This is a genomic window from Paenarthrobacter nitroguajacolicus (assembly GCF_029952445.1).
Taxonomy (GTDB): Bacteria; Actinomycetota; Actinomycetes; order Actinomycetales; family Micrococcaceae; genus Arthrobacter; species Arthrobacter nitroguajacolicus_B.
The window spans coordinates 93,156-107,833 of the sequence record NZ_JAQPPK010000018.1 but is presented as its reverse complement, the minus strand read 5'-3'; the positions used below and the strand labels follow the sequence as shown (position 1 = coordinate 107,833).

The following is a 14,678-nucleotide window of genomic DNA, read 5'->3' as shown; positions in this document are numbered from 1 at the left end:
CCTACGCGCCCGGCGCACCCCTTCGTGGTCTGGTTCGCACCCCTTTCGTGGTCAGGTTCGCACCCGTACGCACCCGGCGCGCCCTTTCGTGGGCTGGTTCGCACCCGTACACGCTCGACGCACCAGGGGTTACGGGCGCGATCGGCGGCTACGGGTGCACGGGGCTGGCGCGCAGTGGTTGCGGCTCCGAGGACCGGAGCCGCAACCGCTACATGCGAGCGTGATTCGTACTGGAACCTTAGCTGCGGCTGGCTGCTGCCGTCCGACGACCAAGGGCGGTCAAGACCAGGCCCATGACGAGCAGCGCTCCCGCCCAGAGTGCAAAGCTGCTGTCCAGTCCCGTGGCAGCCAGGGTGTTGGCGCTTCCGACGGCGGTGGAGGCCGCCGCCGTCACTGACCCGTTGGTGCCAACCACCGTGTGGACACTGCCCGCAGTGTGGATGCTTCCGCCGACAAGGTTTCCATTGTCAGCACCGTCAGCTCCGCCAGTTACAGCGCCACCGACGGGCTCGTCAACACCAGGTTCTCCGCCGGTGGAGGGGCCTCCGGTAATGGGGGTCTCGGTCGGCGGGGTTACTACGGGAGGAGTTACTACGGGCGGGGTGACAACCGGCGGGGTCACTACAGGGGGAGTAACAACCGGCGGGGTAACAACCGGCGGAGTCACTGCACCGACAGAACCGCCGCCAATGCCCACTGAAGTTGACCCAACGGTCACAGGAGCCGTGATCGGGATGATCAGCTGCGTACCTGAAAGGAGTCCATCGTTGCCTGACGTGCTGGAACCAGGCGTGGTGCCCGCGCCTGTCGTGCCGCCGTTGGAACCCGTGGTCGCGGAAGAATCACCCAGGACACCAGCCGACGTAGAACCAACGCCTACCGGAGCCGTAATCGGAGCAACAATCTGGGTCCCCGAACCGATGCCGTCAGAGCCGGAAGTCGTGGCACCCGACGTCGAGCCAGCAGGGGCACTTGTCGAACCGCTGCCGCTGTTGGTCGTGGAAGAATCACCCAGGACACCGGCCGAGGTGGACCCAAGGCCTACCGGAGCCGTAATCGGAGCAACGATCTGGGTTCCCGAACCGATGCCGTCAGAGCCGGAGGTGGTGGCGCCCGACGTCGAGCCGGCAGGTGCCGTGCCGGTCGTACCGCCGTTGGAACCCGTGGTGGCTGAGGAGTCGCCAAGCACACCGGCCGAGGTGGAACCCAGGCCTACCGGAGCCGTAATAGGAGCAACGATCTGGGTTCCCGAACCAATGCCGTCAGAGCCGGAAGTGGAAGCACCCGACGTCGAGCCAACAGGAGCACTTGTCGAACCGCTGCCACCGGGGGTCGCGGAAGAATCACCAAGCACACCAGCGGAGGTGGACCCAACGCCTACCGGAGCCGTAATCGGAGCAACGACCTGCGTACCCGAACCGATGCCGTCAGAGCCGGAAGTGGTGGCACCCGAAGTAGCAGGAGCACTGCCAGCCGTCGAGCCGTTGGAACCGGAGGTAGCCGAAGAATCCCCGGCCACACCCACGGCAGTGGCTCCGATGTTAACAGGGACCGAAATCGGAGCCACTACCTGAGCGCCGGACGCGATACCCTCTCCCCCCGACGTCGTTGCCTGCGCAGGCGCCTGGGCCTGCGCAGGAGCTGTTGATCCTGAGGTTGCTGCCGAGTCACCCAGCACGCCGGCCGACGTCGAACCCACCGTGATGGGGATCGTCACCGGTGCCACAACCTGGGTTCCCGAGGCGATGCCGTCGGCTCCCCCGGTGGTCGCTGCCGGCGTCGAACTCGTTGCCCCAGCCGGGGCGGCAGGTGTGGCTGAGCTCGCCGCAGTGGAGCCCCCCAGCAGACCCACTGACGACGAGCCCAGGTTTACGGGCACCGTTACCGGAGCTACTACTTGCGTTCCGGAGCCGATGCCGTTGGAACCGTTGGTGGTGGCGGGTGCTGAACCCGAACCGGCAGCAGGAGCTGCCGAACTGGTTGCCGCCGAGTCCCCCACCAGGCCCAAAGAAGTTGCGCCGGGATTGACGGGCGCTGTTATTGGCGCCACCACCTGCGTGCCGGACAGAAGTCCGTCTTTGCCGCTGGTGGTATCCGCCGCGTTGGCTGCGGTGGCGCTGAGGACAATCATGCCCCCGGCAAAGCAGGTGCCGATCAGGCACTTGCGAATGGTCGTGTTCATGGTGTTTTTCTCCTGAAGGTCTTGTTCCCGGAGACGTCCGATCACGGATCGTCTGTAGTGCCGTCTGCCGCGAAAGTTGATGCAGCATGGCCGGGGACCTAGTCAGGAGAGGAGCCGGGATCGAATGAAACCGGCTTCGGATGTTGTTCATCGCTGGCCGTTGTGAGGCCAGGAAGTGCATCGGCGGGCATAATCACGGCGGCGTCGAGGAATGCTGCAGCCGGGCTTGGTGGGCCGTTGGACGACGCGCCGGAACCACTGCCTGCGAGCCCCGACGGGACAGCGTCCCGGTCGCCGGGCAGCCCGGTCGGCGTTGCAGGATCGGCGGGCGAGGAGGACCCGCCGAGCACCGCGGTAATTCCGGTGGGGCCAAAGTGGCGGGTGGACATCACCCACGACGAAGCCTCGAATGAGGGCCCACTGACCGTGGACGGTGCGGAAAGATTGGATTGCGACGCCGGGGCACTGACGCCCGGTTCAGGTGAACCCACGACGGCGGCGGCTGGCGAAGTGCCAACGTCGGGCACTGCCGGGGCTACTGAATTGTCGGTGCCCGGTACCGCTGGAAGTTCAGTTCCAGGCAAGCTGACCGGCGGAACAACCACCGGCGGAATCGTGACTGGAGGGACCACGGAATCGAGGGGCGGCAGGACGGTGTCGACCGCGCCCACAATGGGCTCCACCACCGGATTGACCGCATCCGTTACCGGATCCAGCCGGATTGGTTCCACGGCTGCGTTCACGGGAGGAACAACCACGTTCACTGTGTGGTCCACGGTGTCGGTGGCAGGTGCCAGAACGGTGTTCACGATGGTTCCGGCCGTGTCTGCGGGAACCACTTGGTTCACCACGGGCACGGTGCCAACTACGTGATCGAGGGTTCCCCCCACGTGCTGCACCACAGGCGTTACCGCAGGCACGGGCACGTTGACCTGATCGGCCGGGAGCAGTCCTTTGACGGCAGCCGGCAGGGCGACGTTGGGCAACGGAATGCTGATGGAACTCGAAGATGTCGGGCTGTCCGGAAGGTTCTTCTCCAGAGCGCCCGTGTCCGCATTTGCGGCGGTGGCTGAGAGTGCCATCCAGATTGCGGTGCCTGCGCCCGCGACCATGACAGAGCGGAGAATGCTGGCAGCACGCGGTAATACGCGTGAACCCCTCATCTCGACACCCCCAGGTAGTCGCGAACCAATGGTCGCCTTCATCCTAGGAGGGACTATTCAAATAGTCCATGGTTGGGAGTAAACAAGATGACAAATTTGTAAGGATCCTTGTTGATTCAGGACCCATTCCCAGCAAAGAACCCGATTTATGAGGGGTACGAGCCCGTTTCACTCGGACCGAAGTCCGCGGTACCCAGGGATGAACGTCCCTGGGCCTGGGTTTCCTGGAGCCTCTTGATGAACCAGCGCGACTGTTCCGGGCCGTAAGGCAGCACGGGAATGGCCTTGGTGGCGTCGGAGGGCATGTCGCGAATGGACTGGGTTGCCTGCCGGACCGCGGTGCCCATGGTGTGGGCCATGGTTTTGACGAACTCGTCACTGACATGTTTTCCGTGGCCCGGAACCAGGAATTCGTAGCGGTGCCGCAGCGCGGAGATGTGCCGCAGGGCATCCGCCCACTCTTCGGGGTACGAATCCTCGAACGACGGGTGCGCTCCCTGCTCAACCAGATCGCCAACGTACAGTGTGGAGCTGGTCCCAACCAGCAGGTCACCGTCCGTGTGGGCACGGCCGAGGTAGAACAGGGTGGCCGTGATTCCGCCGAGGTCTACAAGCACCGGCTGGTCGTGGACCAGCGCGTTCGGGACAACAATCTCGACGGCGTCGCCCTCCCCCGCGGCCATCTCAGGTTCGTTGGTCGCCACGAAGCGTCGCTGGTTGTCGGCGTCGCGTTCGATGGTTGCCGCACAGTTGGCGTGCGCCCAAAATTCGGTAACGCCGTCGTCTGCGAAAACGGCGTTACCGAAGAAGTGGTCGTAATGCGCGTGGGTGTTCACCACTACCAGCGGCAACTGGGTCTTTTCACGAACCGCGGCAAGGATCTCCCGGCCCTGGCGAGGGCCGCAGCCGGTATCGATGACCATGGCGAGCTCAGAGCCCACCACCAGCCCGGTGTTGAGTAACGATCCCTCGGTTTCCAAGACGTAGTTGTCCGGTCCAAGTTCCAGCCAAGCTGACAATGCGTTCTCCGTATCCACTGCAATCCGGCGATGTTCAGGCCTCTACTCTACCCACGGAAAGCTGGGAGCGAGCGGAATGAACCGAGCCGCAGGGGCAGTGATTTAGAGAATGGCCGTCATGACGTTCCAGCCGGCGCCTACCTGGGCGGAGTACAGCCACCAGCCGAAGCCATCGCCTGTGTACACCACGAGGTCGCCGCCGCTGGTGCGCCCGAGGACGTCCACCTTGCCGTCGCCGTCGAAATCGCCCGGAGCTTCAATGACGTTGAACATGTTCCAGCCAGAACCGATTTGGCTGGAGGCAAGCCATCCGCCTGAGCCGTTGCCGGGGTAGAGCAGCAGCGCGCCTGAACCATTGCGGGCAATGACGTCAGCTTTGCCGTCGCCGTTGAAGTCGCCCACGCCGTCGATGGCTGTCATGACGTTCCAACCGGAGCCGATCTGACGGGCTTGCAGCCAGCCGCCGGCGCCGTTTCCGGGGTAGAGCCACAGCACGCCGTTGCCATCGCGGGCGATGATGTCAGCCTTGGCGTCGCCGTTGAAGTCGCCAGAGGCCTTGATGGAGGTCATCACGTTCCAACCGGCGCCGATCTGAAGCCCGTTCAGGAGGCCACCCCATCCGTTGCCCGGGTAGAGCCACAGCACGCCGTTACCGTCGCGGGCAATGACGTCTGCGTAGCCGTCGCCGTTAAAATCACCGGGTGCCTCGATGGAGGTCATCCCGTTCCAGCCCACACCGATCTGGGTGCGGCTGCCCTGCCAGCCCCTGTAGCCGTTACCCCGGTAAAGCCACAGCGCACCGCTGCCATCGCGGGCAATGACGTCGCTTGTGCCATCGCCATTGAAGTCGGTGAGCTTCTTGTTCGGAGCCGCGGCGGGTGCGGTCCCACCGAACTTCTTCAGTGCTGCAGCTGCGTCCACCAGGCCCGCGCCACAACCGGCCGAGCAACCGCCCGGCAGCGGCCTGGCCGACTCTTTGAGCTGCTGCTCCACCTGTGCGGGAGTGACAGTGCCACCTTCCGCGGACATGAGAAGTGCTGCAACACCTGCAACGTGAGGGGCTGCCATGGATGTACCTTCCATCCAGGCGAAGGCGGGCTCGCCCGGGGTGGTTTCTCCGTAATTAAGGGTGGACAGAATGCCACCGCTGACGTCGGTGCTCATGTTGCCACCGGGTGCGGTGACGTCCACGGTTGGGCCGTAGTTGGAGTACGCGGCCCGGGCTCCGGCCTTGTCGCTTGCTGCCACGGCAATGACGTTCTGGCAGTTCGCGGGGCTCGCGTCGGCAGCGGGGCGGTTGGAGTTTCCGGCGGAAGCAACAACCACTGCGCCGGAGTTGTAGGCGAAGTTGATGGCGTTCTGGTACGTGGTGGAGCACTCCTTGATGCCACCGAGGCTAAGGTTGATCACCTTTGCCGGGTTCGGGTTGACGGGTGCATCTGCCACCACGCCACCTGCTGCCCACACGATTGAGTCGGCGATATCCGAGCTGTAACCACCACAGACACCGAGGGCACGGACCGGAAGGATCTTGGCGTTCGGCGCTACGCCGGAGATGCCGATCTTGTTGTTGCCAAGGGCCGCCAGTATGCCGGCCACATGGGTTCCGTGCCAGGAAGAGTTCTCGGCGGGGCTACCGGCCTCACACTCTTCCGCGGGAACCCAGTCACCTTGGTCTGTGGGGTTGGGATCGCGTCCGTCACCATCGCGCGCATCGGCGGCGCTGGAGATCATGTCGTAGCCGGGCAGCACGTTTGCGTCGAGCTCGGGATGGCTGGTGATTCCAGTGTCGACCACCGCAACCACTACGCCTTCACCGTGGTTGTAGTCCCAAGCTCCGGGGGTGCGGATGCCCGACCGGTTGTCCCACAGGTTCCACTGCTCCAGGTAGCCGTAGTCCTGCGAGTGCGAGGTGGGACGCATGATGTCATCGGCCTCGGCGTAAGCCACGTTCGGATCCGCCTTAAGCGTCTCAACGAATGCCTGTGCCTCGGCGGGCGAGAGTGCCTCATTGAGCTTGATAACGTGCCCGCCGGTCGCATTCTCGCGGGAGCTCTCAGCCTCAACACCGAGTTTGGTGGCTGCGTGGTCCGCCGCGTTCTCGGCTTTCACTGCAGCCGTCTGGGCTGCGCTGTCCCGAATTCCCACGATGAATTGGTCCGTGGGAGTGTCGGGGGTCGCCTGGAGAACCTTGGGGGTGCTCGGGATGATGTTGATCTGATCGGCAACGGCTGGCTGCACGGCCAGCCCTCCGCTGATCAACAGAGTGGTCATGGCTAAGCCAATGGTCCTCAAGGGACGAAGTGCGGGTTTTTTCACTGGGCTTCCTAAGGAAATCGCGCGCAGCCTTGAACGGCTGATCGCGGGCAACTGGAGACCACCAGCTGACCCCCAGGAAATTGTAAGCGGACTATCGGCTCTCCGGTGTACACAGTCCCTTTTGTGACAGGTTTTGGTACACGTGTGGCCCGGAAGCAGTCGAGCTTCCGGGCCACACGTGTTGAAGCAGGCTAGCCACCAGGGGCCAGCTGCGACGTCGTTAGCTGTGACGTCCTGCTGCCCTGCGGCGAGCCAGGATCATCAAGACGATACCGAAGGCGAGAAGTGCCGCCGCGGCTGCCACGTAGGGAACCAGCTGGGTTCCGGTGTAGGCCAAATCGCTACCTTCCTCAACATCCGACGACGAAGAATCAGAAGGTACATCCTGGCCCGGCGTGATCGCCGGAGCCGTTGTCGGAGCCGCAGTTTCGGTCGGCGTAGCCGTGCTCTCAGAAGGGCTCGGCGTAGCGGTCGACGGCGACGGGCTCGGCGTAGCCGTGCTCTCAGACGGGGTCGGGGTCGGCGTAACCGTCGGAGTATCCGTCGGCGTCGGGGTCGGCGTAACCGTCGGAGTATCCGTCGGCGTCGGCGTCGGCGTAACCGTCGGAGTATCCGTCGGCGTCGGCGTCGGCGTAACCGTCGGAGTATCAGTCGGCGTCGGGGTCGGCGCCGGCGTAACCGTCGGAGTATCCGTCGGCGTCGGGGTCGGCGTCGGCGTAACCGTCGGAGTATCAGTCGGCGTCGGCGTAACCGTCGGAGTATCAGTCGGCGTCGGCGTAACCGTCGGAGTATCAGTCGGCGTCGGCGTAACCGTCGGAGTATCAGTCGGCGTCGGAGTATCCGTCGGCGTCGGGGTCGGCGTCGGCGTAACCGTCGGAGTATCAGTCGGCGTCGGCGTAACCGTCGGAGTATCCGTAGGCGTCGGGGTCGGCGTCGGCGTTAGGCCGTAATTGATCTGGGCTGATGCCGTGATCGTCTGAGCATCGGCTCGAGCAAATACCGCATAGATCTGGCAGCCCTCATCGCCATTGCTGTACCAGTTCAAACTTTCCTCGGTTACAGGAAGAACCGACGCATCGATGGACACTGTCCCCGTAGTCAGGCTGGTGACGCAGAGGTCCACGTCCACAGAAGATCCAGCAGTCGCCGGAGTATTGACCGTCAGGACATTGCCGTTCAGGGTGCCATCGGATTCTCCGGAGCAGAGCGCGAAGGTTCCGTTGGTGGACGTCAGATTGATGGGCGTTTCGGCAATATTCGTGGATACCGTGACGCGTGATTCCTGACCCACCACTTGCGACTGGGAGGCCGGCGAAACGGTCATTTGCGGTACGAACGGCTGGGAAAGGAACGCAAACTGCTCGTTAATCTTGTCGGGGGTCAACCCACCGTTCTCACAGGCTGTCCGGTTGCTCCCTGTCATGTTGGCGTAGTCGTTGATGCACCATGCCAGTTCCTGCAACTTGTACCGTTCATCCGTGCCGGCGTCCGCCGTTACAAATTTGTTGGTAACGCCATCGTTGTACTGGTAGCCGTTCTGAACAACGTAGGCGAAGACTCGACGCTGAAAATCGGTCATCGTCGCGTTCTTGTCAGGATCATCATCCAGGGGGCGTCCGTCGAAGCAAGAGTGCTTGGTAAGTTCCGTACAGAACATCCAAGCGCTAACGGGACCGCCGCCTAGAGGGCCGCCGTCCGCTTCGGATTCGTAGCGGACGCCGCACAACGGCGGGAGAGTAGTAATACCAGTGGTGCCCGTGCCCTGGTGGCTGTAAAGCGGAACTACAAGCCCTGCGTTGTAATTGTCGAGATTCGTTCCGCTGACCGTGGTGTCGGGCGTGGGGTCTCCATACGTGGTGCCCGGACACAGCGGGGCCTCAAAGGTGGTTGCTGCCGAAGGAGGCGTGGATGCCGCCGCAGATGGAGGCAGTGCAAACTGCGTCGCAAACACCCCCGCCGCCAATAGGGTGGTCGCGGCAAAGGCCGCGGCTAACTTCTTAATCATGGATTTCCTTCAGTTTGGGTCAATTGCGCAACCCCAGGGCAAGGCACGCATTGACGGTCCGGTTGCCCTGTCCGGGGAGCGGGACCGCCACGGCTATACATCGATCACAGAAGGAGTAAGGGCAACGCGGAATTCCTGTCGCGAGATTCAAAAAAGGTGATGAAGCTCACACTGAATGCAAAAGAGACCACGACCGAATGGTCGTGGTCTCTTCAGCCCTTCGAAGCGTGGAATCACATGTCCGCGAGCACGCCACCTGGGTTCTCGATTGAGTCGGCACAAGTGTGGCCCGGAAGCAGGCGAACTTCCGGGGCACACTTGTTGGAGCAGACTATCCGTCGGAGGCCAGCTGCGACGTCGTTAGCTGTGACGTCCTGCTGCCCTGCGGCGAGCGAGGATCATCAAGACGATACCGAAGGCGAGAAGCGCCGCCGCGGCTGACACGTAGGGAACCAGCTGGGTTCCGGTGTAGGCCAAATCGCTGCCTTCCTCAACATTCGACGACGAAGAATCAGAAGGTACATCCTGGCCCGGCGTGATCGCCGGAGCCGTTGTCGGAGCCGCAGTTTCGGTCGGCGTAGCCATGCTCGCAGAAGGGCTCGGCGTAGCCGTGCTCTCAGACGGGCTCGGCGTAGCCGTGCTCTCAGACGGGCTCGGCGTCGGTGTCACGGTCGGCGTATCCGTCGTCGTCGGGGTCGGCGTCGGCGTAGCGGTCGAAGGCGACGGGGTCGGCGTCGGCGTAGCGGTCGACGGCGACGGGGTCGGCGTCGGCGTAGCGGTCGACGGCGACGGGCTCGGCGTCGGGGTTTCCGTCGGGGCAGGCGCGACGTAGGCAATCTCCGCGGAATCGGAAATTACGTGCGATTCGTTGGGGGTGAACACCGCGTAGACCTGGCAGGTGGCGTCGCCGTTGTGGAACCAGTTGAGCGTGTCATCGGTGATGGGTGTCGCCGAGGCTTTCACGGTGACCGTGCCAGCGGCCGTTGCGGTGGCGCAGAGATCAACTGTGACGATGTCGCCGACAGTCGCCGGTTCGTTGACCGTCAAGGTAGAGCCGTTCAACGTGGCGTCAGCCTCGCCTTCGCACAGCTGAACGGTACCGTTGCTGCTGCTTAGCGTGATCGGGGTTTTAACGACGTTGGTGCTCAACGTCAGCTTGGCTTCCGCTCCCGGAACGTACGGACCCGAGGAAGCAGGATCGATGGTCAGCTGCGGCGTGTAGGGCTGGGCCAGGAAGCCGAGCGTTTCATCGATGTCATCGGGACCGAGCTTGCTGGCCACACAGGTGGCCTGCTGGTCCGCATTCAGTTTGGAATAATCAGCCACGCACCACGCCAGTGCCTGCACTCGAAGACGGTCAATTGTCCTCGAGTCGGGGCCGGCCGTGACGAGTTCGTCTACCGTGCCATTGCCCGCTACGTATTGGAAGCCTTGCTGCACGATGTAGGCAAACTCGCGGCGCTGCGTGTCCGTCATGTCGGCGTTCTTCTCAAGGTCTTCGTCAAGCGGACGACCGTCGTGGCATGCATGCAAATCTCGGTCAGTGCAGAACATCCAGGTGCTGAGCGGGCCACCGCCCGCAGGGCCACCTTCGGCCTCGGTGGCGTACCGAACACCGCACAGGGGAGGCAGCTGAGCACCGCCGGCGTCGCCGAAGACGTTATACAGGGGAACAACTAGTCCCTGATTGTAATTGTCGAGGTTTGCGCCATCCATCGTTGCGTTGGGCACATCTTCAGTGGCACCCGGACAAAGCGGCGCTTCGAAGGCGGATGCAGCAACCGGCGGCGCTTCTGCCAATGCGGGCGATGGCGACGCCAATTGTGCAGCAAACACCCCCGCCGCCAATAGTGTGGTCGCGGCAAAGGCCGCGGCTAACTTCTTAATCATGGATTTCCTTCAGTTTGGGTCAATTGCGCAACCCCAGGGCAAGGCACGCATTGACGGCCCGGTTGCCCTGTCCGGGGAGCGGGACCGCCACGGCTATACATCGATCACAGAAGGAGTAAGGGCAACGAGGAATTCCTGTCGTGAAATTCAAAAAAGGTGACGAAGCTCACACTGAACACAAAAGAGACCACGACCGAATGGTCGTGGTCTCTTCAGCCGTCCTAGGCGTCGAATCACATATCCACGAGCGCGCCGCCTGGGTTCTCGATCGCGTCGGCCACGTAGCGGAGGAAACCCGCAGCGGTTTCGCCGTCGCAGACGCGGTGGTCGAATGCCAGGGTCAGCTCGGTGACCTTGCGGACGGCGAGTTCACCGTTGACCACCCATGGCTTGTCGATGATGCGGCCCACCCCGAGCATCGCAACCTCGGGGTAGTTGATGATCGCGGCCGAGCCGTCCACGCCAAACACGCCATAGTTGTTCAGCGTGAAGGTGCCGGAGCCCAGTTCGGTGGGGGTCGCCTTTCCTTCACGCGCGACGGCGGTCAGTCGCCGGATCTCTGCGTCCAGTTCGCGGGCACTCATCCCATGCGCGTTCCGTACGGAGGGGACCACGAGTCCGCGGTCGGTCTGGGCGGCGAATCCGAGGTTGATTCCGTCGAAGCCCACGATCTCCTGGGACCCATCGGAGGTGGTTTCAAAGCGCGTGTTCAGGGCGGGATACTTTTTTAACCCAGCCGTGACAAAACGAGCGATGAAGGCCAACAAGCCAGGTGTATCGTGCGGTGCACGCTTCTTCAGTTCGGCGCGCATATCCAGCAGCGCGGTGGCGTCCACGTCCACCCACACGGTGGCTTCGGGGATCTCGGTACGGCTGCGCGCCATGTTGGCAGCCACCGCCTTGCGGACGCCACGCACAGGCTTGCGTTCGGAGACAGCCAAGCCGGTGCGGGCGTCGACGGCACCCTCGGCCGCAGGGGAAGAAACAGGAGCAGGAGCAGCAGCAGGAGCCTCCGGAGAAGAAATGGCAGCCTCCACGTCCTTTCGCATGATCAAACCACTGGCACCCGAACCCTCAATCGCATCCAGCGAAACCCCGTGGTCGCGAGCCATCTTCCGCACCAGCGGCGAGATGACAGCACTGAGCTTGCCAGGGATACGCGTCCCGGCAACAGCGGGTTCCAGAACCGGCTCAGGAGTAGCAACCGGCTCAGGAACGGAACGAGGTTCGGAAACAACAGGCTCGACGACGGCGAGACTCGCCTTCCGCGGACGGGTCCTGCCGCCGGTCGCTCCCCCGGGCGTGCCATAGCCAATCAGCACGTTGCCCGAGCCGGCCTTCTCCTCGGTCCGGTACGTCTCGGCTGCAGCCTGCACGGCCGGCGAAGCGTCAACCCCCGAAGACACCGGCGAAGGGTCAACAGACCCAGCCGGAACAGAAGCAGCAGGAGCCGCGGCAGCGGACGAACCTACGGAGGCACCCACGCGGGCGATCGAGATCAGCGGCTTGCCGACGTCGAGCGTTTGGCCTGCTTCCCCGTGCAGTTCGGCAACGGTGCCTGCGTAAGGCGAGGGCACCTCAACCATGGACTTTGCGGTCTCGACCTCGGCGATGGGCTGGTCAACCACGATTTCGTCGCCGACGGCAACGAGCCAGTTCACCAGTTCGGCTTCGGTGAGCCCTTCTCCGAGGTCGGGCAGCTTGAAGACCTGCATATCTGAACTCATGGTTAGTCCTCCCACTGAAGGTCGTCGACGGCGTCGAGGATGCGGTCGACGCTTGGCAGGTAGTAGTGCTCCAGCTTGGGAGACGGGAACGGGACGTCGAAGCCGGTCACGCGGAGAATCGGTGCGGCCAGGTAATGGAACGCGCGTTCCTGGACGCGGGCCACGATCTCGGAGGAGACGGAGGCGAAGCCGTGTGCTTCTGCAATTACGACGGCGCGTCCCGTCTTGCGCACGGACGCGCACACGGTCTCGTCGTCGAAGGGGACGAGGGTGCGGACGTCGATGACTTCGAGTGAGCGGCCCTCTTCGGCTGCTGCTGCGGCGGCGGCGAGCGCGGTGGGAACGGACGGACCGTAGGCGATGAGTGTGGCGTCCGTGCCGGGACGGGCAACAGCCGCGCGGCCCTCGGTGGAGGTGCCGGCGTCGTGCTCTGCGCGCAACGCACCCAAGTCCACCTGGTCCTTGGACCAGTAGAGCTTCTTGGGTTCCATGAACATCACGGGGTCATCGGAGTCGATGGCTTCGCGGAGCATCCGGTAGCCGTCGGCCACGGTGGCCGGGGTGTAGACCTTCAGGCCGGCGGTGTGGGCGTAGTAGGACTCGGAGGAATCGCAGTGGTGCTCCACTCCCCCGATGCCGCCGGCGTAGGGAACGCGGATGACCATGGGCATTTTGAGCTTGCCCTTGGTGCGGTTGTGCATCTTGGCTACGTGGCTGACGATTTGTTCGAAGGCGGGGTAGGCGAAGGCGTCGAACTGCATTTCGATGACGGGGCGCATGCCGTTGATGGCCATGCCCACTGCCATGCCGACGATGCCGGATTCTGCCAGCGGAGTGTCGAAGCAGCGCTGTTCGCCGAATTCGGCCATGAGGCCGTCGGTGATGCGGAAGACGCCGCCGAGCATGCCGACGTCCTCGCCGAAGACCAGGACGGAGGAGTCTGCGCGCATGGCATCGGCCATGGCTGTGTTCAGTGCCTTGGCCATGGTGAGGCTCTGCGGGCCGGTTGCCTCGGCGGTGGCTGCGGCGGAAGCGGCGGCGCTGGCGGTAGCGGCGCTGACGTTGGCGGTGGCTGTGGTGACGGTCATTTTGCGCTCTCCTCGCGGGCGAGTTCGTCGGCGAGCATGTCTGACTGCTCTTTCAACTGCGGGGTTTGCTTGTCGAAGACGTACTTGAACAGGTCCAGCGGCTGAACCGGCACGTCCTCGCCCAGGCCTTCGCGGAGCTGGGTGGCGACGTCCTCGGCATGCGAGGCGATGCGCTCCGAGGCGGCATCGTCCAGCAGCCCCTTGTCCGTGAGGTAGGACTTCATGCGCGTCAGCGGGTCCTTGGCCTGCCATTCGGCGACTTCGCTGTCCGGACGGTAGCGGGTGGCGTCGTCGGCGTTGGTGTGGGCCTGCATGCGATAGGTGTGGGCCTCGATCAGCAGCGGTCCCGAGCCGTCGCGGGCCAGCTTCACGGCCCGGTCCATCACGGCGAGCAGCGCGACGAGGTCGTTGCCGTCAACGCGCTCACCTGCCATGCCGTAGCCAACAGCCTTGTGGGCCAGCGACGGCGCCACGGACTGGTGGCTGAGCGGAACCGAGATGGCGTACTTGTTGTTCTGCACGAAGAAGATGACGGGCAGGTGGAAGACGGCGGCGAAGTTCAGTGCCTCATGGAAGTCGCCTTCGCTGGTGGCGCCGTCCCCGCACATGGCCAGCACTACCGTGTCTTCACCGCGCAGCTTGGCCGCGTGCGCAACGCCGACGGCGTGCAGCAGCTGGGTGGTCAGCGGCGTGCACTGGATGCCGACGTTGTGCTCTTTGGGGTCGTACCCGCCGTGCCAGTCACCGCGGAAGATGGTCATCACCTCAACGGGGTCCACCCCGCGGGTCATGACGGCGACGGCGTCACGGTAGGTGGGGAACAGCCAGTCACCTTCCTTGAGGCACATGGCAGCTGCAACCTGGCAGGCTTCCTGGCCGTGGCTTGAGGGGTAGACGGCCATGCGGCCCTGCCGGACAAGCGCCGAGTTCTGGTCGTTGACGCGACGGCCGACGACGAGCTGCTCGTAGGCGGCCATCAGTTCAGTGTCGCTGGGTGTGGGGTACTCGTGGCCGGGTTCGGTGCCTTGCTCGTCATGGGCGCGCAGGGTGCCGTCCGGGTTCACCATCTGGATCTGGTGCCGGGCGGGGAGCATGTAGTCCTCAACGCTGATGCCGAATTTTGTCCGAACGTCAGCAGCCTGGTCCTCTACAGCCGTTTCCGGCGCAGAGTGGTCTGCGTGGATCGTCATTGGTCCGTCCTTCTCTAGCCACTATGTGCTTCCAGTATGTTCCCTGGCGAAGTTTCGTATCCAGCTTTCGACCAAATCATGGAAGCACTTGCCTA

10 protein-coding genes are annotated in these 14,678 nt (G+C 63.7%); 1 reads left to right on the top strand and 9 read right to left on the bottom strand.

Annotated features, from left to right (window positions below):
* Positions 1-224: hypothetical protein (locus tag PJL15_RS14555; protein WP_281451857.1), on the top strand; the 224-nt coding region annotated here is incomplete at its 5' end.
* Positions 225-238: 14 nt separating this feature from the next.
* Here PJL15_RS14555 and PJL15_RS14550 read toward each other — a convergent pair.
* From PJL15_RS14550 to pdhA, 9 genes are all read right to left on the bottom strand, one after another.
* Positions 239-2,182 carry a beta strand repeat-containing protein gene (locus tag PJL15_RS14550; protein WP_281451856.1) on the bottom strand — a complete coding sequence of 648 codons (1,944 nt, stop codon included), beginning with the start codon at positions 2,180-2,182 and terminating at the stop codon, positions 239-241.
* A gap of 98 nt (positions 2,183-2,280) precedes the next feature.
* The gene (locus PJL15_RS14545; RefSeq protein WP_281451855.1) at positions 2,281-3,264 is read right to left on the bottom strand and encodes a hypothetical protein; all 984 of its coding nucleotides are present in this window, start codon (positions 3,262-3,264) and stop codon (positions 2,281-2,283) included.
* 227 nt (positions 3,265-3,491) lie between these two features.
* Positions 3,492-4,382 (bottom strand): MBL fold metallo-hydrolase, encoded by an 891-nt coding sequence (locus tag PJL15_RS14540; protein WP_281451854.1) that lies wholly within the window; start codon positions 4,380-4,382, stop codon positions 3,492-3,494.
* An 84-nt stretch (positions 4,383-4,466) separates the two neighbouring features.
* A complete protein-coding gene (locus PJL15_RS14535) occupies positions 4,467-6,638 on the bottom strand; it encodes a S8 family serine peptidase (RefSeq protein ID WP_281451853.1) in 2,172 nt (723 codons plus the stop codon).
* Between the two features lie 265 nt (positions 6,639-6,903).
* A complete protein-coding gene (locus tag PJL15_RS14530; RefSeq protein ID WP_281451852.1) occupies positions 6,904-8,688 on the bottom strand; it encodes a hypothetical protein in 1,785 nt (594 codons plus the stop codon).
* A 360-nt stretch (positions 8,689-9,048) separates the two neighbouring features.
* Positions 9,049-10,578, bottom strand: coding sequence for a hypothetical protein (locus tag PJL15_RS14525; RefSeq protein ID WP_281451851.1), 1,530 nt, complete (start codon positions 10,576-10,578; stop codon positions 9,049-9,051).
* A gap of 233 nt (positions 10,579-10,811) precedes the next feature.
* The gene (locus tag PJL15_RS14520; protein ID WP_281451850.1) at positions 10,812-12,305 is read right to left on the bottom strand and encodes a dihydrolipoamide acetyltransferase family protein; all 1,494 of its coding nucleotides are present in this window, start codon (positions 12,303-12,305) and stop codon (positions 10,812-10,814) included.
* Positions 12,306-12,307: 2 nt separating this feature from the next.
* Entirely contained in the window at positions 12,308-13,393 is a 1,086-nt protein-coding gene (locus PJL15_RS14515; RefSeq protein ID WP_039242626.1) for an alpha-ketoacid dehydrogenase subunit beta, read from the bottom strand.
* Positions 13,390-14,583 (bottom strand): pyruvate dehydrogenase (acetyl-transferring) E1 component subunit alpha, encoded by a 1,194-nt coding sequence (gene pdhA / locus PJL15_RS14510; protein ID WP_281451849.1) that lies wholly within the window; start codon positions 14,581-14,583, stop codon positions 13,390-13,392. The genes PJL15_RS14515 and pdhA overlap by 4 nt, the downstream gene beginning before the upstream one ends.
* Positions 14,584-14,678: the final 95 nt, after the last annotated feature.

Coding starts and splice junctions, on each gene's coding strand:
- PJL15_RS14550 (WP_281451856.1), bottom strand. CDS start 2,182: ATGAACACGACCATTCGCAAGTGCCTGATCGGCACCTGCTTTGCCGGG.
- PJL15_RS14545 (WP_281451855.1), bottom strand. CDS start 3,264: ATGGCACTCTCAGCCACCGCCGCAAATGCGGACACGGGCGCTCTGGAG.
- PJL15_RS14535 (WP_281451853.1), bottom strand. CDS start 6,638: ATGACCACTCTGTTGATCAGCGGAGGGCTGGCCGTGCAGCCAGCCGTT.
- PJL15_RS14530 (WP_281451852.1), bottom strand. CDS start 8,688: ATGATTAAGAAGTTAGCCGCGGCCTTTGCCGCGACCACCCTATTGGCG.
- PJL15_RS14525 (WP_281451851.1), bottom strand. CDS start 10,578: ATGATTAAGAAGTTAGCCGCGGCCTTTGCCGCGACCACACTATTGGCG.
- PJL15_RS14520 (WP_281451850.1), bottom strand. CDS start 12,305: ATGAGTTCAGATATGCAGGTCTTCAAGCTGCCCGACCTCGGAGAAGGG.
- PJL15_RS14515 (WP_039242626.1), bottom strand. CDS start 13,393: ATGACCGTCACCACAGCCACCGCCAACGTCAGCGCCGCTACCGCCAGC.
- pdhA (WP_281451849.1), bottom strand. CDS start 14,583: ATGACGATCCACGCAGACCACTCTGCGCCGGAAACGGCTGTAGAGGAC.